The sequence below is a fragment of the Actinospica durhamensis genome, assembly GCF_018139695.1.
In the GTDB taxonomy this organism is placed as follows: domain Bacteria; phylum Actinomycetota; class Actinomycetes; order Streptomycetales; family Catenulisporaceae; genus Actinospica; species Actinospica durhamensis.
This window is the reverse complement of sequence record NZ_JAGSOG010000110.1, coordinates 1-25674: the sequence shown is the minus strand read 5'-3', so window position 1 is coordinate 25674 and position 25674 is coordinate 1. Positions and strand designations below refer to the sequence as shown.

Annotated in this window: 24 protein-coding genes and 1 pseudogene; 10 read left to right on the top strand and 15 right to left on the bottom strand. The window is 70.4% G+C overall.

Features of this window, described 5'->3' with window-relative positions; translation table 11 throughout:
* Positions 1–999: pseudogene (locus KDL01_RS21265) on the top strand (hypothetical protein); the annotation flags it as partial.
* 77 nt (positions 1000–1076) lie between these two features.
* Here KDL01_RS21265 and KDL01_RS21260 read toward each other — a convergent pair.
* From KDL01_RS21260 to KDL01_RS21220, 9 genes are all read right to left on the bottom strand, one after another.
* Positions 1077–1562: an NUDIX hydrolase gene (locus KDL01_RS21260; RefSeq protein ID WP_212530305.1), complete on the bottom strand. Its 486-nt coding sequence runs from the start codon at positions 1560–1562 to the stop codon at positions 1077–1079.
* A complete protein-coding gene (locus KDL01_RS21255) occupies positions 1555–2196 on the bottom strand; it encodes a hypothetical protein (protein ID WP_212530304.1) in 642 nt (213 codons plus the stop codon). Before KDL01_RS21255 ends, KDL01_RS21260 begins: the two co-directional genes overlap by 8 nt.
* 114 nt (positions 2197–2310) lie before the next feature.
* A complete protein-coding gene (locus tag KDL01_RS21250; RefSeq protein WP_246576745.1) occupies positions 2311–2961 on the bottom strand; it encodes a response regulator in 651 nt (216 codons plus the stop codon).
* Positions 2962–3087: 126 nt separating this feature from the next.
* Positions 3088–5142 (bottom strand): sensor histidine kinase, encoded by a 2055-nt coding sequence (locus KDL01_RS21245; protein WP_212530303.1) that lies wholly within the window; start codon positions 5140–5142, stop codon positions 3088–3090.
* 8 nt (positions 5143–5150) lie between these two features.
* On the bottom strand, positions 5151–5738 hold the full coding sequence (locus tag KDL01_RS21240) for a D-alanyl-D-alanine carboxypeptidase family protein (protein ID WP_212530302.1): 588 nt from the start codon (positions 5736–5738) through the stop codon (positions 5151–5153).
* Positions 5739–5879: 141 nt separating this feature from the next.
* Positions 5880–6668, bottom strand: coding sequence for a hypothetical protein (locus KDL01_RS21235; protein ID WP_212530301.1), 789 nt, complete (start codon positions 6666–6668; stop codon positions 5880–5882).
* Between the two features lie 106 nt (positions 6669–6774).
* Positions 6775–8643 carry a zinc metalloprotease gene (locus tag KDL01_RS21230; protein WP_212530300.1) on the bottom strand — a complete coding sequence of 623 codons (1869 nt, stop codon included), beginning with the start codon at positions 8641–8643 and terminating at the stop codon, positions 6775–6777.
* A gap of 129 nt (positions 8644–8772) precedes the next feature.
* On the bottom strand, positions 8773–8997 hold the full coding sequence (locus tag KDL01_RS21225) for a hypothetical protein (protein ID WP_212530299.1): 225 nt from the start codon (positions 8995–8997) through the stop codon (positions 8773–8775).
* 111 nt (positions 8998–9108) lie between these two features.
* Positions 9109–9339, bottom strand: coding sequence for a hypothetical protein (locus KDL01_RS21220; RefSeq protein WP_212530298.1), 231 nt, complete (start codon positions 9337–9339; stop codon positions 9109–9111).
* A 283-nt stretch (positions 9340–9622) separates the two neighbouring features.
* On the opposite strand from KDL01_RS21220, the gene KDL01_RS21215 reads away from it, so the two are divergent.
* Both KDL01_RS21215 and KDL01_RS21210 read left to right on the top strand, forming a co-directional pair.
* On the top strand, positions 9623–10093 hold the full coding sequence (locus KDL01_RS21215; protein WP_212530297.1) for a helix-turn-helix domain-containing protein: 471 nt from the start codon (positions 9623–9625) through the stop codon (positions 10091–10093).
* A 394-nt stretch (positions 10094–10487) separates the two neighbouring features.
* Positions 10488–10769, top strand: coding sequence for a hypothetical protein (locus KDL01_RS21210; protein ID WP_212530296.1), 282 nt, complete (start codon positions 10488–10490; stop codon positions 10767–10769).
* A gap of 58 nt (positions 10770–10827) precedes the next feature.
* Here the strand turns inward: KDL01_RS21210 and KDL01_RS21205 are convergent, their stop codons facing one another.
* On the bottom strand, positions 10828–11160 hold the full coding sequence (locus KDL01_RS21205; protein ID WP_212530295.1) for a nucleotide pyrophosphohydrolase: 333 nt from the start codon (positions 11158–11160) through the stop codon (positions 10828–10830).
* Between the two features lie 175 nt (positions 11161–11335).
* On the opposite strand from KDL01_RS21205, the gene KDL01_RS21200 reads away from it, so the two are divergent.
* Positions 11336–13207, top strand: a complete 1872-nt coding sequence (locus KDL01_RS21200) for a DNA/RNA helicase domain-containing protein (RefSeq protein WP_212530294.1) — start codon at positions 11336–11338, stop codon at positions 13205–13207.
* A gap of 135 nt (positions 13208–13342) precedes the next feature.
* Positions 13343–15220 (top strand): DUF2075 domain-containing protein, encoded by a 1878-nt coding sequence (locus KDL01_RS45380; RefSeq protein WP_212530293.1) that lies wholly within the window; start codon positions 13343–13345, stop codon positions 15218–15220.
* A 96-nt stretch (positions 15221–15316) separates the two neighbouring features.
* On the opposite strand, the gene KDL01_RS21190 is transcribed toward KDL01_RS45380, so the two are convergent.
* Both KDL01_RS21190 and KDL01_RS21185 read right to left on the bottom strand, forming a co-directional pair.
* Complete coding sequence (locus KDL01_RS21190; RefSeq protein ID WP_307846479.1) at positions 15317–16345, bottom strand: glycoside hydrolase family 11 protein; 1029 nt, start codon at positions 16343–16345, stop codon at positions 15317–15319.
* Positions 16346–16785: 440 nt separating this feature from the next.
* Entirely contained in the window at positions 16786–17694 is a 909-nt protein-coding gene (locus KDL01_RS21185; RefSeq protein ID WP_212530292.1) for an SDR family oxidoreductase, read from the bottom strand.
* Positions 17695–17959: 265 nt separating this feature from the next.
* Here KDL01_RS21185 and KDL01_RS44700 point away from each other — a divergent pair, with 265 nt between their 5' ends.
* Complete coding sequence (locus KDL01_RS44700; protein WP_212530291.1) at positions 17960–18928, top strand: LysR family transcriptional regulator; 969 nt, start codon at positions 17960–17962, stop codon at positions 18926–18928.
* Positions 18929–18939: 11 nt separating this feature from the next.
* On the opposite strand, the gene KDL01_RS21175 is transcribed toward KDL01_RS44700, so the two are convergent.
* Positions 18940–19827: a DUF72 domain-containing protein gene (locus KDL01_RS21175; protein WP_212530290.1), complete on the bottom strand. Its 888-nt coding sequence runs from the start codon at positions 19825–19827 to the stop codon at positions 18940–18942.
* A gap of 74 nt (positions 19828–19901) precedes the next feature.
* Here KDL01_RS21175 and macS point away from each other — a divergent pair, with 74 nt between their 5' ends.
* The 4 genes from macS (at position 19902) to KDL01_RS21155 (ending at position 23636) form a co-directional block, all read left to right on the top strand.
* A complete protein-coding gene (gene macS, locus KDL01_RS21170; RefSeq protein WP_212530289.1) occupies positions 19902–21065 on the top strand; it encodes a MacS family sensor histidine kinase in 1164 nt (387 codons plus the stop codon).
* Between the two features lie 74 nt (positions 21066–21139).
* A complete protein-coding gene (locus tag KDL01_RS21165; protein ID WP_246576744.1) occupies positions 21140–21844 on the top strand; it encodes a response regulator in 705 nt (234 codons plus the stop codon).
* 56 nt (positions 21845–21900) lie between these two features.
* Complete coding sequence (locus KDL01_RS21160) at positions 21901–22686, top strand: HD domain-containing protein (protein WP_212530288.1); 786 nt, start codon at positions 21901–21903, stop codon at positions 22684–22686.
* Between the two features lie 5 nt (positions 22687–22691).
* Complete coding sequence (locus KDL01_RS21155; RefSeq protein ID WP_212530287.1) at positions 22692–23636, top strand: hypothetical protein; 945 nt, start codon at positions 22692–22694, stop codon at positions 23634–23636.
* A 46-nt stretch (positions 23637–23682) separates the two neighbouring features.
* On the opposite strand, the gene KDL01_RS21150 is transcribed toward KDL01_RS21155, so the two are convergent.
* Together KDL01_RS21150 and KDL01_RS21145 are read right to left on the bottom strand one after the other, a co-directional pair.
* Positions 23683–24327 (bottom strand): response regulator transcription factor, encoded by a 645-nt coding sequence (locus KDL01_RS21150; protein ID WP_212530286.1) that lies wholly within the window; start codon positions 24325–24327, stop codon positions 23683–23685.
* A 24-nt stretch (positions 24328–24351) separates the two neighbouring features.
* On the bottom strand, positions 24352–25674 hold a 1323-nt coding region (locus KDL01_RS21145; RefSeq protein ID WP_212530285.1), incomplete at its 5' end, for a sensor histidine kinase.

The window sequence follows — 25674 nt, the reverse complement described above, 5'->3', positions numbered from 1 at the left end:
TCAACGAACCCGCGCCCCGATCGCCGGATGATCTACGGCCTTGACAGCCGCGCCCGACATGCACGAGCACGAACACGCTCGCTCACGCCACCCCACCTGAACAGCACCGAACCGTTGGCGGATGCTCTATATAGGGCGTCGACCTCAGTCGGGCTTGAAGGCCTCGCGGCCGCGGGCCGGGTTGGCGTCGGGCGCCGAGGGGCGTTCATGAAGTTCAATCCACCGCCGAATTGGCCTCAACCGGTCGCGGGCTGGTCTCCGCCGCCTGGTTGGAAGCCTGATCCGTCCTGGCCGAAGCCGCCGCCCGGGTGGCAGCTGTGGATCGAGGAGGACGAGTTCGTCATCTCGCCCTTCCGCGCCACCGCGTCGTGGCCGCAGCCGAGGGCGCAGCAGCCGCGGAATTGGTACCAGCGCACCGTTTCCGTGGTGCTGCTGCTGATCTTCTTCTTTCCTGTCGGCATCGTCCTGCTCTGGATGCGGCGCGACTGGTCGGTGGGCCGGCGCGGCCTCGTCACGGCCGTCGTGGGCATCGTCGTGCTCTTAGTGGCGGTCAGCCCGAGCTCGCCGCAGACTACGACGACCGCTCTCAGCCCGACGGCGGTCGGTGGGAGCAGCCCGTCGGCGTACGCATCGGCATCCAGTCAGTCCGCAACGCCCTCGCCGTCGCCGTCCTCATCGTCGTCAGCGGCTGCGGTTGTGGTTGCGCCGACGAAGGCTCGCCCTGCTACGAGCGCCCCGCCGATGACGACCGCCGCCGCCCCGGCCCCGGTCCACACCTCGGCTGCGCCGGTGACGGTGCATACGACCAAGGCGACGCAACCCGCGCCCGTGAAGACCACCACGCAGAAGCAGAGCTGCACCCCGCTGACGAACAGCGGCAAGTGCTACACGCCGGGCGAGTTCTGCCGCTCCACCGACCACGGCAAGAGCGGCATCGACGCCGACGGCGACCCGATCACGTGCGTGGACAACGACGGGTGGCGCTGGGAACGGACCTGATCCCGAGACTAGCCCGACGCTGCGAGCCTCCGACCCGTTCGTGGTCGGAGGCTCGCAGCGCTAAATCCGGCTGGTCGTCAGCAGATGCGGCGATCGAAGGCCAGGTGGCGCAGTTCGGTGCTGCCGCCTGTCAGCGTCTGGACGATCATCGGGGCGATTTCCGGCGGCAGCAGGCGAACTGCTGCCAGGTCGGCGCAACGAATCCAGCGGAAGCGGTGGCCGCCCTGGTCGGCGACCGACTCGGGCGACACCTCGTCCGGCCAGCTCACCGCGTAGTAGAAGCAGACCTCTTGGTACAGCGTGCCGCCCTCGGCATGAATGCCCTCGGTGATGAGCAGCGGCGCGCCCGAGACGCTGACCTCCAACTGGAGTTCCTCGCGCAGCTCACGGACGAGCGCAGCCGCCGACGCTTCCCCGAAGTGGACCTTTCCGCCCGGTAGGAACCAGCCGTCCGTGTGCTCGACCGTGGACACGAGGAGCCGGTCGCCGCTGTGGATGACGCCGGCCGATCGATACTTGAACGACCCGGCCGTGTCGGCCCAGGCGATGTCGTCTCTATCCACGACTCTCCGTTTCCACAGCGTGCTCGACGATTCGGTGCTCGGGCTGTCCCGGCGAACGCTGGAACCAGTCCACGGGGATGGTTCCACGGTGGAGGATGTGCGGCACATCGACCCAGGGCAGCCAGGGGTCGCCGGGCTTCAGTGATTCCAGGCGCTCGATCGCGGCGACGGTCACGCGGCTGACGGCGCGTAGCGCGGCGGTGGTGAAGGGGAGGTAGTCGTGCTCGTCGGCGGGGTCGGAGTAGTGGCCGTCACGGCCGTGGCGCATCAGGCGGATCACGGTGCGGTCCGGGTCGAGTCGGCCGGCGTCGAGGATCCACGGCTTCGGGGAGGTGCGTCGGCTGCCGTCTCGCGCTGCGGATGACGCGGAGAACAGCGCGGCGGGATGGACCGGCGAGAGGAACACCACGTCGCTCCAGGTGCAGTGCAACGGGGCGACCAGGGAGCTCATGATGCCCGGGCGGGCGGCGTATTTGCGGATGTTGAGCTCGTAGAGGTCCGGGAACCGGGTGCGCATCAGGTTCAGCGGGATGATCTCGTCGCCGCGCACCGAGGTTCTGGGGAGCAGGTAGAGCGTTCCGTGGACGGGGGCCGAGGTGGGCGTCGTCAACGCGGGCGCGGAAGGTGTGGTCATGAAAAAAGCCTCCCGCCCGGTCGGGCGCGAAGCTCATATAGATTATATCAGTTCGCGAGGTGTCTTCGGAAATGTACCGGCGCCGCAGCCAGCCGCCAGCCAGCCCCCAGCCGGTCACCTATCTCGGTCGTAGCCCTGCTCTATGGCGTACCGCGTCAGCTCCACACGATTGTGCAGCTGGAGTTTGCCGAGGGTGTTCTGGACGTGGTTCTGCACGGTGCGGTGCGAGACGACGAGGCGTTCCGCGATCTGGCGGTACGACAGGCCTTTGGCCACCAGGCGCAGGACCTCGGTCTCCCGGGCGGTGAGGCGCGGGGTGTCGACGGGCGGCGTGGCTACGGCGGCCAGGCGGCGGTACTCCCCCAGCACCAGGCCGGCCAGGCCGACGGTGAACACCGCTTCGCCGGCAGCCGTGCGCGCCACGGCGTCGACGAGTTCCGCGGGCTTCGCGGATTTCACCAGGTAGCCGAGGGCGCCGGCCTTCAGGGCGTCGAGCACGTCCTGCTGCTCGCCGCTGGCCGAGAGCATCAGTACGCGGATTGCCGGGTCGAGCGCGATCAGCCTGCGGACGACCTCCACTCCCGACAGGTCAGGCAGCTGGAGGTCGAGCACGACGACGTCGGGGCGGGCGGCGGGGGCCACCCGGATCGCCTGGGCACCCTCGCCCACCATCGCCGTCACGTCGTATCCCGCTTCGACGAGGTCGCGGGCCACCGCGTCCCTCCAGATGGGATGATCGTCCACCACCATCACGCGTACCGACATGACCAAAGGTTATCTCGCGACGCCCGGCCCCGCTCCACAAAATCACCCCCGAGATCAACGCCGCCCGATCACCGCCGCGCAATCACCACCCGCCCAATCACCGCCGCGCAATCACCACCCGCCCGATCACCGCCGTGAGCGTGACGCGCGGGGCACCCAGAACTCCACCTCGGTGCCTTCGCCCGGCCGGCTCTCGATCGTCGTGGTGCCACCGCAGTCGGTGATCCGTCCCCGCATGGACTGCGTGATCCCCAAGCGGCCCGCCTCGGCGGCTTCGGCCGGGCGCTGCGGCGGGAAGCCGACGCCGTCGTCGCGGACGGTGACGCGGACGCCGTCCGGTTCGTCTTCCAGCAGAATCCAGGCGCGCGCGTCGGGGCCGGCGTGCTTGTTCACGTTGTCCAGCGCGGCCCGTACCGCCGCGACGACCTCCGCCGCGACGCCCGCGGGGAGTTCCACGGCGTGCGCCGGGGTGGCGACTTCGACGGCCGGGTTGGCCAATGCCTGCAACGGTGCGCGCAGATCCTCGGCCGCATCCCCACCGCCGCGCGCACCCGTGCCCGCACCAGCGCCCGAGCTCGCTTCGCTGGCGAGCAGGCCGCGCAACGCGACTTCCTGTTCGCCGGCCAGCGCGGCCAGTTCGGTGCCCTGGGCACCGAGTTCGGCTCCTTGTCGTTGCACCAGCGCGAGTACCTGCAGCACGCCGTCGTGGATGGAGCGGCCGAGCCGGTCTCGCTCGGCGGTGGCGGCCTCGCGTCGGATCTGCTCGGCGTGCTTGCGATCCGCGCGCCTCGTCGAGAGCAGTTGCGCGAAGCCCAGGCCGCCGATGGCCGCGCCGGCGACGAGGAGCAGGGCGGCGGACGTGGTCAGGTGCTGGGCCGAGTTGAGAATGGAGGGCTCGGACTCACCATCGGTCAGGTACGTGACCTGGATCGTCTGCAGTCCGCCGATCGCCAAGGTGCCGGCCAGCGGGCCGAGTACCGCCGGCAGCGCACCGCGCGCGGCCAGCATCGGTGTCGTCGCGCCCACCACGGCACCGCCCGCGGCCGCGCTCAGGACGAGGATCAGGATCGAGGGGATGACGACGCGCTGATCCGCGAGCTTCTCCGGGTCGCCGGTGGTCGCGCCGTACGCGATGAACAGCGCCAACGCGGCGAGCACCGCGAATGTGGCGGCCAACGGAACGCGCCACTTGCTGCCCGCGACGACCGCGCCGAGCACGGCACCGGCCAACGCGGCGAACCAGCGCAGCGGATCGTCGTTGTTGAGCGCTGTCACCGTCAGGATGATCGGGGGGATGACCGCCACCTGGGCCACGGCGGCGGTCATCGCCCCGCCGAGCGGCCATATCCCGGCGACGGCCGCGAGTAGAGCCACGGTCACCAGGGTGAGCACGCCGACGACCGCGGTCTGCGCGAATCCGTGCCGGGTCACCGCGTCCCAGCTGACTCCGAGCGCATCCGCGATGCCCTGCGTCGTAAGGAACGACAGCGGAATCGACACGGATGCCGCCAACGTACCGGCGACGATCAGCCGGACGCGCAGCCATGACCAGGTGTGGGCCGGGCCGGCGGCGGCCGTGTCGCCACGCCGGTGCGACCACACCGCTGGGGCGAGCCCGACGAGACCGACTATGAGCAGGGCAGTGTGGCAGGAGGCCGGGTTGTCCGACGAAAGCACCCACCTGTAGCTGTCCGTCATCGCGGAGCCGACCAGGCGGGATCCGAGGGTCAGCGCCGCGATGGCCGCCGCCCAGCCCGCCGCGCCGCGAATCAGTCCCTGGGCACAGGCCAGCAGCGCGATGAGCGCCAGGGCGTATCCGGCGGACGGCAGGAGCGCGAGGGCCCAGGGGTAGTCGGCGTTGGGGCTCCATTCGAACATGAGATCCGGCACGGCCATCAGCGCGGACGCCGCGAGCAGGTACGGCCACCAACGCAGAAGACACAGCCCGAACGCGGTCGCGATCACCGGAGCCAGCGCGAACAGCCAGGCCTCCAGGCTCGCGGGGCCTCCGTAGCCGTTGTCGATCGGCGTGTCCAGGAACGGCGGCAGCCCGGCGACGGCCGGGGGCGAGGTGGCCATGACGAGGAACAAGCAGCCGGCCACACCGGCCAGCGCGGCCGGCAGCCACCGCGAGACGGGCACGGAGCCCACTGCGGTCGGCCGGATGGTCGGTGCGTTCATACCGGAGATCATGACCGACCCTCGCTGCGCGCGTACAGGCCGGAGGCGATCGACGCGCTCGGATCGGGAAGGCGGGGTGGCCGGCCGGCGGGCCGGTATTCGAAGTGCCACCACTCGTTGTCGTAGACGCGATACAGGTGATGCCTCGCGCCGTGCTGCTCCAGCCACCGGGCGCCCTCGATCGGCCGCACGTCCAACGCGGTCCCGGTCACGTGCCGGGACTCGTCCGGCGGCAGTATCCACTTGGTGGCGAGCTTGGCCGAGCCGAACCGGCGCACCGCCTCGGCGAACAGGCGCGCCTGGGCGTGCGCGTCGCGGTACCCGTCGGTCAGGCCGACCAACTCGCCGTGTCCCCACAACGCCTCTGCCCGCGCGGCCTCGAACGCGGCCCTGGTCGCCGGGGTCAGCCCGTCGAGGTCCTCCGCCGGGAATCGCGCCGTGAGCGCCCACTGGCAGGCGACGTGCCGGGCCCGCCGCGGCGCGACCAGGAAGGCCGCCGGCAGCAGCGCGACCGCGAGCATCCGCGTGGCCAGCCGGTAGAGGCGGTCACGGCGGCGCGTCGTGCGGCACGGATACGGCGTGGAGAGAAGGAGCATACGAACAAAGTTCGCACGAAGATCACACCCCGGTCCTGAGTGCCCGTACTCATTTCTCGCGCACGCCGTCAGGGGGCGCCCGGCCCCCGGGCACCCCCTGCTCCCGGTTCCCGCTCGCGCGACGTGCCGGTACGGCGCGGCTCAGTGCTGCTGGAAGTCGCGGTAGATCTTGACCGCGGGCGTCATGCCGGAGGTGGTCAGCGGCTGCGCCACCGGGCCCTTCGTCGTGGCCGGGGCGGTCGCGGCGGCGCTCTTGAGGATCGCGGCGACCTGGAGCGCGAGGGCGTCGGCGCGCGACTGGACCTGCGTGAGGGAGAGCGAGGAGTTGCTCAGGGCATTGAGCTCCTCGTGGATCTGGTTGAGGCGGGCCAGATCCGTCCGGCTGAGCGTGAACGCGGTCGGGGTGTCCACGACGAACTGGTACGCACCGGCCAGGGTCTGGCAGCCGTCGCAGTGCTCGTTGGTCGCGTTGCCGAGGTTCACCGCGTTCAGGTGGATGTCCTCGCCGGCCATGGTGACGATCTGGAAGGACAGCGACACCGCGCGGCAGGGCGCGTCCGCCGAGCAGGCCACCGATTCGGCGGTCGCCTCGTTGCGCGCGTTGGCCGCGAAGACCTCGCCGTACTGGTGGATCGTGAACGAGTCCTTGAACGTCGTCTGGTCCTGCGGGTTGCTGAGCGCGAAGGTCTCGTTGTCGGCTAGGGCGATGCCGCCCGAGTTCGAGGAGGAGCCCTCTCCGATCGTGACCGCCTGGGCCGCGCCGGCGGCCACCGCGATCGTGCCGAACGCGGCGGCGGCGAGCATGCCGAAACGCAGCATCCGCTTTCCGCCGAACACACCGGGGCCGTCGGGGGTGTACCGGTACCCGGTGTGCCGCCCGGGCGCGCGCTGATCCTGCTGGTCCTGGTGGTCCTGCTGTTCCGTCGTCATGTTCCGCTTCTCCTGTTCGTTGACGTGCATAAACGTTAATTAATGTACATAGGCATATATTGACATGCACTGATGACGTGCTGCTCTGACCTGGTGGTGCGCCGCGTCAGCTGGTCGACGCCGCGGCGGATTCGGTCGGGCTCGGCGCGACCGACGAGGCCGGCGCGGACGGCGAGGCGGGCTGCGTGGTACCGACGGCGGGCGGAGAGCTGGCCGGCGGATTCGTGGTCGCCGCGCTGCTCGGCGCGACGGGCTGGGTGGTGGTGGCGGTGCTCGGAGCAGCCGAGGCCGAAGAGACCGGGGCGCCGCCGACGGCCGCGGCACCGGTCGGGGCCGCGGCGCTGCCGCTGCTGCGCGGCGCGACCGTCGCACTCGTCGGCCCGGCGGAGACGGTGTACCGCGGCGTCGCCGTGGCCGCGGGCGAACCGCTGACGAGAGGTGTACTCGGCGCGGTCGTCGTGGCCACCACAGTGGGCACGCCCGGCTGCAGGGCCGGCACGATCGGGGGCTGCTGCGGCAGCGGCTTGGGCGTGAGGCCCACCGTCCAGGCCAGGGCGAGGCCGCCCACCAGCACGGCCGCGCCGGCGCAGATGGCCAGTTGCAGCTTCTTGTTGCCCTCGCTGTAGCGGCGCAGCGTGCGCACGAGGCGGCCGGAGAGCCGGACGGAGAGGTAGGTGACGCCGGCCAGCGGCAGGATCAGCATCAGGCTGCCGATACAGCCCACCAGCCCGACCGCGATCTGCCCGTGCCAGAAGGCCGATCCGGTCCCCTTCAGCTGTTCGGTCAGCGACCGCGCGCCGGTGGTCAGGATCCGCGGCAGGTTCCACATGGCGTAGCCGAGGTCGCCGAGCAGCAGCGGCACCATGGCCAGGACCCAGACGGTGACCACGATCCGGGCCGAGCGCTTGAGGTCGGCGACCTCGGGCGGGGTCGGGCGGCCGGGCACCATGCTGGAGAGGATGGGCTTGATCTTGCCGAACAGGTCGGGCACGCCCGCGATGTCGCCGAGGATGTAGTACCCGTCGAGGCGTACCGCGGGCATGAGCTGCTCGAGCACCTCGAAGTGGCCGAGGTAGACGGCGCTGAGCAGGAACGGCTGGCCGGTGAGCAGATAGCAGCCGGTCAGCACGAGCATGAACACGACGTTGAAGTAGACCCCGCCGAGGTCCGTGCGGATCCGCCCGCCCCGGCTGATCCGGTAGACGTCGGTGACCTCGGTGTACATCGACGGCCAGATCAGATAGAGCCCGCAGCCGATACAGCCCGGTCTGGCCCCGCCGTAGCGGCAGGCGGAGGCGTGTCCCAACTCGTGGAAGAGCAGGGAGACGACCGTCAGCGCGAAGACCGCGAGCATCAGCACCGGCTGGTCGAGTACGCCCAGGACCGGGCCGATCGCGCCGTAGAAGCCGAACAGCCACACGTCCATCACCACCGCGGCGAGCAGCACCAGCCCGACCACCGGCGGCCGGTGCAGCCAGGCGAGTGCGGAGCCGATCCGGTAGACGCGTTCCTCGCGCAGCAGCACCCGGTGCGCCTTGAGCGCGAGCAGCAGATCGGAGCTCGGCCCCTGGACCTCGTCGCCCTCCTGGTCCCAGGGCACGATGACACCCAGCGGGATCAGCTTCTGGTCGATGAGGTACTGGACGTTCTCCTCGCTGACCTCGCGGCCGTACCGGGCGCTGACCCGGTGCGAGATGTTCTCGGTGTCGCGCAGGCCGTCGACGGAGTCGGCGACCAGGTGGAGCAGCCGGGAAAGCTGCACCACCTGGCCGTCGCCGCGCCGCGCGATGTACTTGGGTACGGCCGAGCCGGAACCCTGGTACTCGCCGTGCAATCGCAGCCCGGCGCTCTGCCGGGGGATGGGGAAGCCCTGGCCGGGCGGGACCGCGGGACGGGGTGGCGGCACGAGTGTGGCGAATCCGCCCGGGCCGGGCACGAACGCCTGAGTCTTCGAGTTCGCAGCGGCTACTGTCATCGTGGTCGGTGTTTCCTTAGGCGCGCGGGGTTCGACTGCCGCACGGCTGCGCCTCGGACGCGCCGCTGCGTGGAAAGAGGGACGTGGGGGAGCGTCGGCGCCTGACGGTCGGCGCCGACGCTCCGCGGCTCACTGGGAGATCGAGATGGCCTGGCCGGCCTCGCCCTCGGCAGCCGCCCCCCAGGACCCGAAGTTGCCGACGTTCGAGGTGTTGTCGGCGTTCACCGTGGCGGTGTGCACGGTGATGTTCTTCGTGATGGTCTTGGTGAAGCCGAAGGAGAGCTTGCCCAGGGCCTCGCGGCCGGGGAGCAGCTCGGCGGACTCGGCCTCGAGCTCGTGCATGTCCATGCTCATGGTGGTGCCTTCCTGATGAGGATCGTTCGCTGGGTGGTACGGGGAAATGCCGGGTGGTGCGGGGTACCGCGGCGGTGTTCGGCCCCGGGGTACCGTCGCGGGTACCCGGTACTACTGGGTGATCGAGATGGTCTGGTCGGCCTCGCCCTGCGCGACGGCGCCCGGCGAGAAGAAGTTGCCGACGTTGGAGGAGTTGCCCGCGTTCACGGTCGCGTTGTGGACGGTGACGTTCTTGGTCACGTCCAGCGTCTTGGTGAAGCTGAACGAGAGCTTGCCCAGAGCCTCGCGGCCCGGCAGCAGCTCGGCGGACTCAGCCTCCAGCTCGTGGATGTCCATGCTCATGGTGGTCTCCTTCGTCTCAAAGGTCGTATGCGGCGGTCTTGTCCAACCGCGTCGGACAAACTGTCCAACGAGATTGGACAGTAGTGGACGGCGAGCGGGCCGCGCAAGGGTTTTGCGGAAACCTTCCGCAACAGCCAGGTTACACAGCGGATTCGGCTGGTGGGATACGGTGCAGTGGCAACAGGGTGGCAACGGCCGAGTCCGATTCCGCGGGGTTGCGCGTAGAATCATCGCCACGGCCGACGCCCGCGCAGGCCGCATACCAGGTAGACAGAGGTCTCAGGTGTCCGAGCGATCACAGGTGCGCAAGTCCGCCACGTCCGACGAGCCGTCCAGCGCGCTGCAGGAACTCGTGCGCGAGCGGGTGGAGCGTCAGGGCTGGTCGTACGGGGAGGTGGCCCGGCGCGGCGGCCTGCCGCGGTCCACCGTGCACCACCTCGCCACCGTCGAACGGCTGGCCCGCATGCCGCAGCCGGCCACCCTCGAAGGCCTGGCCCGCGGTCTCGAACTCCCGTTGGACACCATCCGCCGCGCGGCCGCCACGACGTGCGGCATCCACCTGTACGACGCGTCCCCCGACCCCGAGGTGGACCTGCTGATGGCCAGCCTCCAGCAGCTGTCCGCCGACGACCGCCGCCACGTCACCGCCCTCGTCGAGTCCCTGCTCGAGCGCAACCGCGGCGCCGCGACCACGACCGGCGACGCCCACGGCAACGGCGCCGCCGGAAGCACCGGCAGTAACCCAAAGCCCTGATCTGATTCGCAATCCCCGCCCGCCCGCGACTGTGGACGGGCGGCGTACGCATGCGCTGTACGCGGAGGCCGTAAGCGGATGTCGTAGGCGCAGGCCGTACGCAGATGTCGTACGCAGATACCGTGCCGGTACGCCGTACCGATGCGCGCGGCGGTGGCGTACGGGCGTGCGCGGCTGCGCCATACGCATACGCCCCTCCCCCGTGCGTATCCGCATGTCTAAACCCGCGCCGGCCCTTGGAAAGGTGGCGCCACCGCTGCGCCAGGTACCGAAAATGGGTAGTTTCGCAAAATCACGAGCCGAGCGGCCACGAGGCCGTTAGCGTCGCAGGTAGGCACAGGCGGGCGAAGCCCCCGCAGGTGCGGAGGAACGGCGCAACGCACCGAGGAGTCACGTGCTGGTCGTGCATGGGGGGCCCACCACCGCTGTGGTCCGGGGCAAGACGGGAGAGTCGGTGGTCCTGCTGTCCGGGGAACTGCCGGCCCGAATGACGGATGAGAACCTGGCCGGAGTCTTCGACATCGCGGCCGCCGTCCTCGACGCCGAGGAGATGGACCTGTTCCGCCGCTGCCTCGACGAACTGCGCGCCGGCGACACCGCCCGCATCCGCCGCGTCGAGATCGACGGCGCCGTGCTCACGGTCTATTCGCAGGCGGACCGCGCGCAGATGGACTGAACGGCCGCGGTGGCGCACGGTCGCGGATACGTCCGCCGGCCGGGCGGATCACGTGCGTTCAGGACGGCTTGGCGAACCGGATCTCGTTGCGGTCGATCTTCTCGTTGAGCGCCACGAGCGGATCGACCCCGCAGACGTCGGCGATCTGCAGCAGATAGGCGAGGACGTCGGCGATCTCGTCGCGCACGCGGAACGCGGAAGCCTCGGAGCTCATGACGTCCATCGATTCCTCGGGCGTGAGCCACTGGAAGATCTCGGCCAGTTCGGCCGCCTCCACGACGAGGGCGGTGGCGAGGTTCTTAGGCGTGTGGAACCGTTCCCAGGAGCGTGCGGCGGCGAACTCGCGCAGCCGCTCGACGGTGCGGTCGAGTTCAGAGCTTGAGTCGGCCATGGCAGCTTTCTACCACACCCGGCGGGGGATGATCACGCGGCGCCTCGCGGCGCCCTGCTGCTACGCTCGACGGACCAAGGTTCTCCTTCGGCGGCCCGACGAGCTTCTGCCCTGAGCAGGACGGACATGCTCCCACCCGCGCGATCCGCATCGTGCTGTCTGGGGTTCATCTGTCATGTGGTTGCACCGCGCCACGGCGCAAAGCATCGCCGGCGATCCGCAGTTCGTCCTGAACCTGCAATCCGATCACCGGATGCGGCATGTGAACCACAAGGCGCCGTCGCGCGGCGACGTGCGCTCGTGGCGCCGCAGCGTGACCCACCTCGCCCAGGAGCTGCAGGACTGCGGCCTCGGCCACGTGTACATGCACATCGAGTACGAGGTCGATCCCGCGCTGACGGGCCAGGCGGCCGCGCCGATCGACGTGTTGCTCGCCGGCTCGCACCCGAAGACCGGCGAATCGAGCTTCATCGCGGTCGAGTTGAAGCAGTGGGACCACGTCGGACGCGTGGACGGCGACCCCACCCGGGTGCGGGTTCCGGGATACAAGAAGGCGAAGGCACACCCGGCCGTGCAGGTGGACGTCAATCGGCAGCGGCTGCTCAAGCATCTGGCTCTCTTCTCGGACCAGTACGCCACCTTGCGGGCGCTGGCCTACCTGCACAACCTCAACGGCGAGGACACCCAGTGGATCACCCACTACACACCCGGTCCGGATGCCAGGGCCCTGACCGGCATCACGCCGGACTCGCTGCGTGAGTACCTCCTCGCCCACCTCGCCACGACGGACGAGGGCGGCGCGGCGGCGAAGGCGGCCCAGCTGTTGGCCAACAGCCGCGTCATTCCGGCGTCTCCGCTCCAGGACGTCTTCGGCGAGGTGCTCGCCGGGCGCATCTCCTTCAACCTGATCGACGACCAGCGCGAGGCCTTCGATCAGATCACCGCGGCACTCGAGCGCCCGACCGGCTCGACGCAGGACGTCTTCCTGATCAAGGGGAGACCGGGCACCGGCAAGAGCGTCATCGCCGTGCACCTGTTGCGCTGGGCCGCCGCGAAGGGCTACGAGTGCCGCTACGTCTCGGGCGGCACGGCGGCCAGGACGACGTTCCAGAAGAAGTCGCGCGGCCACGGCCGGCTCTTCATCACGCTCAAGGCCCTGGCGCAGCGGCACGAGCCGAAGTCGCTGGACATCGTCCTCGTCGACGAGGCGCACCGGCTGACCCGGTTTCCGCTCGTCAACAGCGCGGGCACGATGCTCGAGGGCGAGGAGACGATCGACGTCGTGCTCAGCCGGGCTCGGATCCCGGTCTTCTTCATCGACGAGGACCAGCGGGTCCGGCCCAACGAGATCATCTCGGCCCGGCAGATCGAAGAGCACGCGCGCAGGATTCACGGAGTCTCGTTCCAGCCGCACGTCCTGCACCGGCCGATGCGGGGAGCGGGCAGCCCCACCTACGACACGTGGGTCAAGCGGCTGCTCGGCGGCGCGAAGCCGGAGCCCCTGCCATGGGGTGAAGGAGATCCCTTCGAGTTGCGGGTCGCCGAGTCTCCGAGCCGGATGGAAGAGCTGCTGCGGGGGCGGATCGTCGAGGGGCATTCGGCCCGGATGACGGCCGGCTTCTGCTGGAAGTGGTCTCCTCCCCGCGCGGACGGCACCCTGGTCGACGACGTGAAGATCGGCGGTTGGCATCGGCCGTGGAACGCGAAGAGGCTCACCGCGCACGGCGACGTGCCGCCGAGCCTGCTGTGGGCCACGGCGCCCGGCGGTTTCGAGCAGTTGGGCTGTGTCTACACGGCGCAGGGCCTGGAGTACGACTGGGCCGGGGTGATTCTCGGGAACGACCTGCTCTGGCGCGACGGTGGCTGGCGTGCCGTACGGGAGGCGAGCGAGGACCGGAAGCTGAAGTCCAGGAGCAAGTCGCACGAAGAGTTCGCGACCTCGGTGCGCAACGCCTATACGGTGCTGTTTACCCGCGCCATGTGCGGAGCCGTCGTGTACTCGACCGACCCGGAGACCCAGGAAATGCTGCGCGGGCTCATCGGGTAGCCCACTCCGGACGGGAAATTCAGGAGAGCGGGACAGAGGTCTCGCTTAGCATGGAATCGATCAGTTCCGCGGTTTGACGGGTTCCTTCCTGCGCGCGAGCAGTGGCAGAGCACGCTCTCACCCGCGTGATTCGCCGTGCGCCGTCCGGGAGGGCTTAGACCCATGCCGTTGCTTCGCCTGACCGCGGACTCGCTTGCCAAGCCGCCGCTGCCGAGGCTGGTCGAGGCGTTCCAGCGCAGGTACGGGACCCCGCCCGACCTGGCCGAGGTGCGCGCGTGGGGCAAGAGCCTGCCCGCCTTGGGTACTGTCCTGACGCGTGCCGGCCTGGACGAGGCGGAAGTCCTCGTCGAGTATCGGCTCCCACTGGCCAGTATGCGTGCCGACGCAGTGGTCTGCGGAGTCGATCCGCGCAACGGCCGGAATTCCTATGTCGTCGTCGAACTGAAGCAGTGGACGAAGTCGGCTCCGATCACTACTACACCAGACCTCTGCGTGGTTGACGGGATGCGGGGGCCGCAGCTCAGGCCGACCGAGCAGGTCAGCAGATACTGCGCATACATCCGCGACTACCTGTCGATCTTCGAGAGCGGAGCCTGTTCGCTGGCCGGCGCGGCGTATCTGCACAACGCGTCGGCGGAGCAGTTCGACTGGCTCCGCTCATGTCACGGCGACGACGACCGGGTGTTCACCTCTTCGGATACCGCCGACCTGGTCGACTTCCTGCGCGAACGCCTCGTCCCGGCCCACGACGCCCGGTGCGCCGACACGTTCCTGTCCTCACCTGTGCGCCCGGCCAAGGAGCTGATGAAGCACGCCGCCCATGAGATCGACAAGCAGGAACAGTTCGTGCTGCTCGACGAGCAGGAGGTGGCGTACTCGCTGGTGCGCCGGGCCGTCGTGCAGGCGCGGGAGAACAGGCACAAAGAGGTGATCGTCGTCACCGGCGGCCCCGGCTCGGGTAAGAGCATCATCGCCCTGAGCCTGCTGGGCGAGCTGGCCAGGCACGGCTTGCAGGTCGTACACGCCACCGGCTCCCGATCGTTCACGACGACCTTGCGGGAGACCGCCGGGCGTGACAACTCACGCGTGAAGTCGCTGTTCAAGTACTTCAACGACTTCACGCGCGCGCAGGCGGACGGCTTGGCGGTGCTGCTGTGCGACGAGGCGCACCGGATCCGTGAGAGCTCCGCGAAGCGGTACACCGACAGCTCGAATCGGACCGGCAAGGCTCAGGTGGAAGAGCTGATCGACGCAGCGCAGGTGCCCGTGTTCCTGCTGGACGAGCGCCAGGTGGTGCGCCCCGGCGAGGTCGGCACGGTCGAGGTGATCCGGGCAGCGGCCCTGGCGCGCGGCCTGACGATCCGGCATGTGGCCCTGGACGGGCAGTTCCGCAACGGCGGGAGCGCCGCCTACTACCGCTGGGTACGGCGGCTGCTCGATCTGGACGAGGGCGGGCCGGCGGCTTGGGACGGCGATGCGGGCCGGTACCGGTTGGAGGTCGCGGACAGTCCCGCTGCGCTCGAGGGCGAGCTTGCGGCGCAACTCGCCGCCGGTGAAGGCGCCCGGATGACGGCGGGATTCTGCTGGCCGTGGAGTGAGCCGCGGCGTGACGGGACCCTCGTGCCGGACGTGCGGATCGGCGACTGGCATCGCCCGTGGAACGTGCGCGGCGACCGCTCCGTGGGTGATGCTCCCAAGTCGGCGATGTGGGCCACAGCCGACGGCGGCTTCGGTCAGATCGGCTGCGTCTACACGGCGCAGGGGTTCGAGTACACGTGGAACGGCGTGATCTTCGGCCCCGATCTCGTGCGCCGGGGCGACTCGTGGGTCGCGATGCGCTCCGCCAGTCAGGACCCGCAGTTGGCGCGGAAGACGACCGACCGGCAGTTCGCCCGTCTGGTGCGCAACGTCTACAAGGTGCTGCTGACCCGTGGGCTGCGTGGCACGGTGCTCTACTCGACGGACCCGGAGACGCTCGAGTTCTTCAGGACCCTCATCCCCGGTTCCGCATAACCGCCTGTCCGGGAGCCGCGGAGCTGTGCGGAGCTCCGGGCTCCCGGATCGGTCCGGGGCCGGCCGGCTCGGCAGCGGGGCCGGCCGGCCCTCGGTCTAGGAGGTACTACAGCTGACGGTTGGCCAGGTCCATTGGCCGTTGGTCGAGATCGTCACGCCCCAGTTGTTGCCGCTGCCGTTGGGTTTGGCGACCATGACGTACTGGCTTGGCCAGGTGGCGCTGACGTTCCAGGTCGAGTAGACGACGGCCGGGGAGGCGAGGTTCATCGTCACGGTCCAGGTGTTCGAGCCGGTGACGGAGACGTTGAGGTTGTACCAGTTGCTGCCGACGGTTCCGGCGGAGAGCGTCGCGGTGCAGCCGCTGGAGCTGCCGCCGCCACCGCCGCCCGAACTGCCGCCGCCACCGCCGCCGCTGCTGGAGCCGCCGGTGCTGACCGACACACTGTCGTTTCCGCTGCCGCCGCCCCATGCCTCGGTGGCGAGGATCTGGTAGTTGAGGGTGCCGAGGTTCATGCCGTGGCTGGCCCAGGCGTTGATGAAGTTCTGGGTGGTGATGGTGCCGCTGCTGGTGGGCGAGGTGCGGATGGCGAGGTACTGCTCGAAGGTCGTGGTGCCCTGGATGGAGGGCTGGTTGACCTGCTGGTGCTCGTAGATGTTGTAGGTGCCGCCGTCGCTGGTGACCTGGCCCTCGTAGGTGCCTGCGGTGTTGGGCGAGCCGGAGTAGTTCTCCTCCACGTAGTACTCGACCAGCGGGTTGGTCGACCAGCCGTAGAGCGAGACCAGCGTGGTGCCGCCGGAGGCGTTGAGGCTGCTGGAGAAGCTGATCGTCTGGCTGCTCCCCGGGTTCCAGCCGACGCCGTCGACGAAGTCGCCGACCCCGCTCCACGTGGTGGAGTAGCTGGTGCCGGAGTTGAGCGTCATGCACGCGGACCCGGTGCCGTTGGTCCACATCTGGTAGTAGTTCGAACCGCTCGTGCCCGTCTGGCTCGAGCAGATGCTGGTGGCCGCGCTGGCCGCGCCGCAGGGCACGACGACGGCCGTGATCATGGCTACGACGAGCCCCAGCAGCAACCGCAGCCGGCTGCCGCTGCCGCGTGTTCGCGGGAGACCTGGGTGGGTGTGCACGGGTGTGCGCCTCCTGTCTTGACGGTCTTGCGGAGCCGCCCGAGGTGGGCCCGAGCGGCTTAACGGGCAGTGTTGGATCCCGAAACACGCCTGTCAATTACTTTCGGGAAAGTTTCGAGAATCTTGAAGATCACCGCACGGTACTGATGTGACAGGAGGTTCTTAAGTGGCAAATAGTGGAAAGCCGAGGCGGGATGAAGGCGGAGAAAAGCCGCAGAATTTGAGCGTGATTTCGAGCTAGTTCCGAAATTTTCGAGGGTCTGAGTCCGAATGCGTCGCGATCTCGACGACCGTGTGGCCCATGTCAGGTTACGATCTTGTTGCCTGGCGATGGAGTGTCCTTGAACTCAGATACCTCATATACTGAGGTGGGTGACTGTATCCCTAGGGGGATAATCAGCGCATGGTATCGGCGTGCGGCGGCCTGAAGACCACAGACCTCACGCCCGGCTCGCCCGGAAATAGTCGCCCTGTTCGAGGTCTTCGATCAGGCCGCGGTGCTCGGGGGTCCAGCCGAGCAGTTTGCGGGTGAGGTCGCCGGCGGCCGGGACGTCGAGGCTGACGAAGTGGCTGAGCCAGCCGAAGTACTCGGCGACCTCGTCGATCGGCACGGAGACGGCGTCCACACCGAGTTCGCGGGCGATGGCCTCGGCGATCGTACGCAGCGAGACGGCCGACTCGCCGACTCCGTGCAGCCGGGTGCCCGCGGGAGCCGACTCGACGGCAAGCCGGTAGAGCCGTGCGGCGTCGCGGCGGTGGACGGCGGTCCAGCGGTTCGAGCCGTCGCCGGGGTACGCGGCGTAGCCCCTGGCCCGGGCGAGTGCGATCAGGTGCGGGACGAAGCCGCGGTCGTTCTCGCTGTGCACGGATGCGGCCAGGCGCAGCACGATCGCGCGCACGCCGCGGTCGGCGAACGCCAGCGCCGCCGCTTCGGACGCACCGCGCATCTGGGCGAACGGGCTCTCTGCCGGAGCGTCGTTCTCGGTGCCGACGCGACCGGGCTCGAGCAGCAGGCCCGAGGTGACGACGAGCGGCCGGCCCGAGCCTTCGAGCGCCTCGCCGAGGGCGGTGACGGCTTCCCGGTCGACGCGGCACGACTCGGCGAAGTCGGTGGTCGCGGAGATGTTGGCGAAGGCGAGGTGGATCACGCCGTCGGCGTCGCGGGCGCCGTTGCGCAGGGCGGCGAGGTCCTCGAGGGTGCCCTCATGCACGTCCGCGCCCACAGCCCGCAGAGCGTCCGCGGCTTGGGGGGAACGGGCGAGCCCGAGGACCTGGTGGCCGGCGCCGAGAAGTTCGCTGACGGTGGCCGAGCCGATGAAACCGGTCGCGCCGGTGACGAAGACACGCATGAAAGACTCCTGACTGACGGGGTTGAAAGGGCTGACAGGGCTGACAGGGCCGACAGGGCCGACAGGGCCGCGATTTCTGGCGGCCACACCTCAGCGGGCCGCACTTTCCGCGGGCCGCACCTCCACGATGCGCGAGCGAATGAGCCGACGTCCAAGATCTGTTGCGTATGGCTCAATACAGATTTCGCATGGTCGCAGTTCAGTACCGCATTGCAATGTCGATTTCGGGCAGCGCGTGGGCGAGGTGGCGGTTACGCTGGAATACATGGCCCAGCCCTCGGTGAACGCGGATCTCGATCTGCGGCTCGTGCGCTACTTCACGGTCGTCGCGGAGCAGTTGCACTTCGGCCGCGCGGCGCAGCGGCTGCATCTCGCCCAGCCCTCGCTGAGCCGGCAGATCCAGCGGCTCGAACAGCAGGTCGGCGCGCGGCTGCTGGACCGCACCTCGCAGGGGACGCGGCTGACCGAGGCCGGGGAGGTGTTCCTGCCGCAGGCCAAGGCCCTGCTTCGGTCGGCGGCTCAGGCGACGGCGCGGGCGCGGGCCGCGGCTCAGCCGACGCGGATCGCGATCGGTTACACCACAAGCCTTTTCGTCACCCCGGCGGTGCGCGAACTACGCCGCCAGCATCCTGACGCCGAGGTCCGCACGACGCACCTGGACTTCGGCGACCCGCGGCCCGCGCTGCTCGAGCACCGGGTGGACGCGGTGGTCGCGCGGCTGCCCTTCCCGACCGAGGGCCTGCACGTGACGGTGCTCTACGACGAACCGCGCGCACTGGCGGTCTCGCGGGATCACCGACTGGCCGGACGCGAGTCGGTCACCCTCGACGACATCGCCGACGAGCCGCTGCCCCGGCTGCGCGACCCGGCCTGGAACGCGTTCTGGCGGATCGACCCGCGGCCCGACGGCCGTCCCGCGCCGGACGGCCCGCTCGTCGACGACCTCGAGGACAAGCTCGAGCTGATCGCCTCCGGCCAGGCCGTGGCCATCGTGGCGCGTCCGCTGCGGGTGACGAGCCTACGCCCTGACCTCACGCTCGTGCCGCTGCTCGGGGTGGAGCCGTGCCACGTCGTACTGGCCACGCGCGCGGACGATCGCAACCGGCTGGTCGCGGCGTTCCGCAAGTACGCGCAGGCGCTGCTGACCAGGCCGTACACCGGCCCTGAGGCGGAAAGCAGGCCTGAGGCGGAGGGGCCGGAAGCGCCCGAAACGCCGGAAACACACGAAGCCTGATCTCAGAGGCCTCAGAACAAGGTGCCCTGTTCGGCCGCGTTCGCCTCGTCCGTCGGCTTCGGTTCGCTCGCCGTGGAGGGCTCGCTCAGCGGGGCCAGTTCGGGCAGCAGGGCGCGCACCTCGTCGTGGAAGCGGCGGGCGAGGGCTATCGCGTCGACGTTGTCCGGGGTGTGCACGAACATGGTCGGGGACCGGCCTTCGCGCAGCCAGGTGACCACGGTGTCGCGCCACGGCGCCCAGCCCTGCGCGGTGGCCTCCGCGTCGTCGCGGCCGATGTAGCGCACGATCGGATGCGCGGTCAGGGCGCGGGTGCGGCGCGGCAGCCGCGGTTTCTTCGCCCAGGCCTCGGTTTCGTCGGAGGTCGCGGGCCGGTTCGCGAACAGCACGGTCGTGTCGAACGGGACCCATTCGACGCCGTGTTCGCCGAGCAGTTCCTCGAGCGCCCGCTCCCAGCGCGGGTCCTCGAAGAACGCGCGGTGACGCACCTCCACGGCGTAGCGGTGCCGCTTGGGCAGGCCGCGCAGGAACGTGGCGAGTGTGTCGAGCTGCGCGGGGACGAACGAGGGCGGCAGCTGAATCCACAGGGCGTGGATGCGCGGACCGAGCGGCGCGACCGTGTTCAGGAACGCGGACATCGGCTCACCGACGTCGACGAGGCGCCGCTCGTGCGTGATGGGCCGGGGCAGTTTGAGCAGGAACCGGAAGTCCGGCGGTGTCTGCTCGACCCACGACGCCACCGTGGCCGGGGCCGGGACCGCGTAGAACGTGGTGTTGCCTTCCACCGCGTTGCACCAGCTCGCGTAGGTGCGCAGCCGCTCGCGCGGCGGGAGCGGCTGGGGCAGGTGACGGCCGGGCCAGGCGGGGTGCGTCCACATCGCGCAGCCGACGTGCAGTTCCATGGATCGAGCCTAGCGACTGCACGACGGACGCCGGGTGGCTACCGCCGTCTCCACCGTGCAGCAGACTGGTGCGCGTGGCCGATGACGTGCATCCGCGGAGGACGACGGACTACCTCATGCCGCTGTGGCGTGCCGTCGCGGTCTTCCGTGTCGCAGCACTCGTGTACGCCGTGATCACCGTCTCCGAGGACTTCCCGCACTACCGGCATCCGAACGGCGGCTGGCTCGTGCTGGGCGTGATGACGCTGTGGACCGCCGTCACGGTGCTGCGATACCCGCCGGGCCCGCGGGCGCAGCTGCTGCCGAGCGCCGACCTGGCCGTGACCGCGCTGTGTGTGCTGAGCACCGCCTGGATCGAGACGCCCACCCGGCTGGCGGCCGGCGCGCCGCCGATGGCCGTGATGTGGATGGGCGGACCGGTGCTGGCCTGGGCGGTCTCGCACGGACGACGCGCGGGACTGGTCGCCGGCGCGGTGGTCGCGGCGTGCAACCTGGCCATTCACGTGCCGCTGTCCGCCTACAGCCTCGCGCAGCTCACCTTCGCGCCCGGGCTGCTGCTGCTCTTGGGCGCGGCCGTGGGGCATCTGGCGCGCCTCGCGGTCGAGGCGCAGGCCTCGATCGAGCGTGGCGCGCGGGTCGAGGCGGCGGCCAGGGAGCGCGAACGGCTGGCCCGGGCGGTGCACGACTCGGTTCTCCAGGTGCTCACGCAGGTGGCGAAACAGGGTATTGCGGCCGGGGGCGAGGCTGCCGAGCTCGGTCGGCTGGCGGGTGAGCAGGAAGCCGCGTTGCGCGCCTTGATCGGCACTTCCGCCGTGGATCTGGCCGACGCCGGCGACGGACAGGCCGACCTTCGAGCCCTGATAGCGCCGCTCGGCAACGCGCTGGTGAGTGTGGCCGCGCCCGCGACGGCCGTGCCGTTGCCCGCCCGGGTCGCCGAGGAGGTGTCGCTGGCGGTGCGGGCCGCACTGGAGAACGTGCATCGGCATGCCGGGTCGCAGGCGCGCGCGTGGATCCTGATCGAGGACGAAGCGGATGCGGTCAGCGTGATCGTGCGCGACGACGGCCCCGGGTTCGCGCCGGAGCGGCTGGCCGACGCGGCGCGGCTCGGGCGCCTGGGCGTGGCCCAGTCGATCCTCGGGCGGCTGCGCGACCTCGGCGGCGAGGCCGACGTGCGCGCGTGGCCGGGCGAGGGCACCGAGGTGCGCCTGCGCGTCCCGCGCGGAACCGGGGCCGGCTGAGCCGCGGCACCGAATACGAGCACTGCGCCTCTGCGCGGGACCAGTGCCCGCACCCGCGCATTACGGTGGTGGGCATGGACAAGCGGATCAGGGTGATGGTCGTCGACGATCACCCGATGTGGCGCGACGGGCTTGCCCGCGACCTCGGCGAGGCCGGATACGAGGTGGTGGCCACGGCCGGCGGGGGCGCCCAGGCGCTGCGGCTCGCGGCGGCGGCGCGCCCGGAGGTGGTCGTGCTCGACCTGCGCCTGCCGGACCTCGGCGGGGTGGAGGTGATCCGCGGCCTGCTCGGCTTCGACCCAGATATCCGTATCCTGATCCTCTCGGCGAGCGGCGAGTACCAGGACGTGCTCGACGCGGTGAAGGCGGGCGCGACCGGATACCTGCTGAAGTCCGCCGGGGCCGAGGAGTTCCGCTCGGCGCTGGCGCGCACCGCGCTCGGCGAGCCGGTGTTCACCCCGGGACTGGCCGGCCTGGTGCTCGGCGAGTACCGCCGCCTGGCCGCGCAGCCGCCGAGCCGGGAGCCGCAGGCGCCGCAGCTGACCCAGCGGGAGACCGAGATACTGCGCCTGGTCGCCTCGGGCCTGTCGTACAAGCAGATCGCCCAGCGCCTCACCGTCTCGCACCGCACCGTGCAGAACCACGTGCAGAACACGCTGAGCAAGCTCCACCTGCACAATCGGGTCGAGCTCGCCCGCTACGCGATCGCCCAGGGCCTGGATACTCAGGACTCGCATACTCCGATCCTCGGCGCGCAGGCCGAGGGAGCGGGTGCCTGAGCCGGATCCGGCGCCGCCCTGGCCCGGCGAAGGTACATATCGCTACCCTGATGCGTATGGAGCGGATCAATCGCAAGAAGCTGTTGACCATGCCGATCCACATCGTCAGCTCGCGCTACGGCCTGCCCGGGCTGCGCGAGCTCCTGTCCGCCGAGATCGAGGAATCCGAGCGGGCCGAGGCCTTCACCGATGCCGAGCGCGCCCGTATCGCCCGTGCGGAACGCCTCGGCAGCCTGCTGCACGCACAGGACCGACGGGTGAGCGAGCCGTACGCGAACCATCTGCTGCGCGTGGCGATCCGGATCATCCGCCGGTATCAGGTCTCGGATACCGACGTGATCTGCGCCGCTCTGCTGCACGACTCGGTCGAGGACCACCCGCTCGACCTCGCCGCCCTGGCCACCGACGCCGAACGCGAGCGCGGCCCGGTCCCCGCGGCCCTGGCAGTACTCGAACGCGCCTTCAATCCGCGGGTGGCCGAGTTGGTCGGCGCGGTGACGAATCCGGCGTGGGATCCGGCCAGGGACGCGCACACCCAGTACCGTGAGCACGTCGCGGCCAGCCTCGAGCACCGGCCCTGGGCCCGCATCGTGAAACTCTCGGACTTCACCGACAACGGGGTCGGCCTGATCCACACCGAGGACGAGGCGATGGAGCGGCGGCTCGCGGGCAAGTACGCGCCGCTGGTCCCCCTCATGCGCGACCTCGCCGCACGGCCCGACACGCCGCTGACCGACGCGGTGAAGGCGTACATCGACGACCAACTCGCCACCGCGGCGGAGCGGTTCACCGCTATCCTCGCCGAGGACGCCGGGAACCGACCGGCCATCGCAACCGTCTGAGGGATATGACGAGCAGACCAGGAATCCGGCCGTCGCGCTTCGGGCTGATCGCCCGGCTCGCGGTCACGGTGGTTGTCGCCGCGGGCGCGATGACCGGGGCCGTGCTGGTCCACTCGACGCCCGCCGTCGCCGCGGGGCACAGCACCGAGGCCACGCCGGACCCCTCCGTCCTCGCCCAGGGCGAGGCGAGCCGGCTGCTCGCCATCTTCGTCCCGCCGCCCGGCGCCGACCGGCTCTCGGGCGCACCCTCGGGCCTGCCGCCCTCCGCGGTCCCGGCCGACGCCGCGATGCCCTACCAGGTGGCGAGCACGGCGTGGTGGCGAACGACGCAGACCTCTGCCGCCGACGCGATCTCCTGGGTCGGTGAGCATCCCGAGCAGGGGCTGACCGCCGTCGCCCCGGGTGCTCAGGCCGGCTCGGGCGTGGCGAGCTCGATCACGTTCTCCGGTACCTCGACCGACCCGACGATCAACGGCATCACCCTCACCGTGACCGCGTACCCGGCCGTCGGCGGCGCGACCGTCCTGAGCGTGGCGGCCGACGTGGCCTACCGCCCGGCGCGGCCGAGCACCGAGGCGCTGCCCCCCGCGACCCAGCTGATCGTCGTGCCCACCTTCGGCCTCAACAGCAAGCAGTCGGCGCCCGAGGTCACGGTGACGGACGTGGCCGAGATCGGCCGGATCGAGGCGGTCATCAATGGCCTGTCGAAGGCGGAGACCGGCGGGATCAGCTGTCCGATGGACAACGGCGCCGGGATGGCGCTGGTCTTCGAGGGCGCCCAGAACGCGACCCTCGCGGATGTCGTCGTCTCGGCCACCGGCTGCGGAAACGTCCAGGTCAGCATAAGCGGATACACCGAGCCCACACTCGCCGGAGGCAGGCAGGCCGCCGCGCTGATCCAGCGGATCCTCGGCACGAACTGGGACCTGTCGCAGGTCCCGACGAGCTAGGGCCGGTTCCGGTCCCGCGGGTGCGGGACCGGCGTCGGGGCCGGATTCAGCGCCGCTCCAGGTAGCGCAGCACCGCGACCACGCGGCGGTGCTCGTCGGCGCCCGGCTCGAGCCCCAGCTTGGAGAAGACGTTGCCGATGTGCTTTTCCACCGCGCCGTCCGAGACCACCAGCGCGCGGCCGATCGCGGCGTTCGACCGCCCCTCGGCCATCAGGCCGAGCACCTCGGTCTCGCGCGGGGTGAGCGAGCCGAGCGCCCGGTCCTCGCGCGCGCCCAGCATCGCCGTGACGATCTCCGGGTCAAGCGCCGTGCCGCCCGCGGCCACCCGGTCCAGCGCGTCGACGAACTCCGACACGTCCGCGACCCGGTCCTTGAGCAGGTAGCCGATCCCACGCGCGCCGTGCTCGAGCAGCGCGGCCGCGAACCGCGCCTCGACGTACTGCGAGAACACCAGGATGCCGAGATCCGGGTGCGCGCCCCGCAGCGCGAGCGCCACCCTGACGCCCTCGTCGGTGAACGTCGGGGGCATCCGGATGTCGAGCACCGCGACGTCCGGCCGGTGCTCCTCCACCGCCGCCACGGCCGCGGCCGGGTCGCCGACCTGCGCGACCACCTCGTTGCCGCGCAGGGTGAGCAGATGGGCCAGGCCGTCCCGCAGGATGGCGGAGTCCTCCGCGATGACGATTCGCATGCCGGGCAACGTCCCTTCTCCTCCTCAGGCCTCGATCGGCAGCACGCCGGTGACGGTGGTCGGGCCGCCTATCGGGCTGTCGATCTCCAGTGTGCCGTCCACCGTGCGCAGCCGCCGCTCGACGCCGGCCAGCCCGCTCCCGGCGCCCGGCAGCGCGCCGCCGCGCCCGTTGTCGGTCACCGCGAACACCAGCTCGTCCCCGCGCTGCCGGATACGGACACTGATGCCGCTGGCCGCACTGTGCTTGATCGCGTTGGTGACCAGCTCGGCGACGGCGAAGTAGCAGATGGCCTCGGCCACCGGCGAGGGGCGCCGGCCCAGTTCCACCGCGAGCGTCACCCGGATCGGGCTGCGCGCGGCCAGCGACGCCAGCGCGGCCTCGAGTCCGTTGTCGAGTACCGGCGGATGGATACCGCGGGCCAGGTCGCGCAGCTCGGTGAGCGTCTCCTTGGTCTGCTGATGGGCGCCCTCGATCAGAGTCTTGGCACGCTCGGCGGCCTCCGGATCGCCGCTGGCCAGATCCTCCTTGGCCTGCCCCAGATTCATCGCCAGCGCGACCAGCCGGGCCTGGGTGCCGTCGTGCAGGTCGCGCTCGATCCGGCGCAACTGCTCGTTGGACACGCTGACCGCGTCCGTCCGGCTCGCCTCGAGGTCGCGCACCCGCTGCGAAACCGAGACCGGCCCGAGCAGCGCCCGCCCGAGCGCCCGGTCCATCAACACGAACCCGCGCACGATCCAGGGCGCGAACCACAACATCACGACGCCGACGCCCACGGTCATCAGGATGCGCGGCGTGGTGTCGAGGAAGTACGCCGTGGTCTGCGTGTTCCAGAGCGAGGCGCCGCGGTGCATCCGGCCGTCGGGCCCGAGCTGCTCGGGCAGGAATCGCCGCCAGGCCCAGTAGGTGAGCCCGGCCAGCGTGATCGACCAGAACACGACGGTGACGACGAACGTGGCCACCGACAGGGGGAAGCGCACTATCTCGTAGGCCAGGCCGCGCCATCCCACCGGGTCGCCCAGCCGTGCGAGCGCCCAGCCGAAGAAGCCCCGGCGGCGCGAGCGGAACCGCGCCGGCGGCTTGATCCGCTCCTGCAGCAGGCTGTTGAGCAGACCGCGGTTGAGAGCGCCGAGCCAGCGCCCGAGCACCACCGCGAAGCCGAACACGAACACACCGATCACGGTGACCAGCAGCCCGGCCCCCAGGGCGATGAAGGTCACCGAGAGCGAGAAGCCGAGCACCCCGAGCGGCAGCCCGATCAGCCCGTACAGGCACTCCGCCCAGGTCCGGCTGGTGAACGGGGTGCGCGGGAACGAGGCCCGGCTCGCACGCGGCAGCCGGGGCTCGGG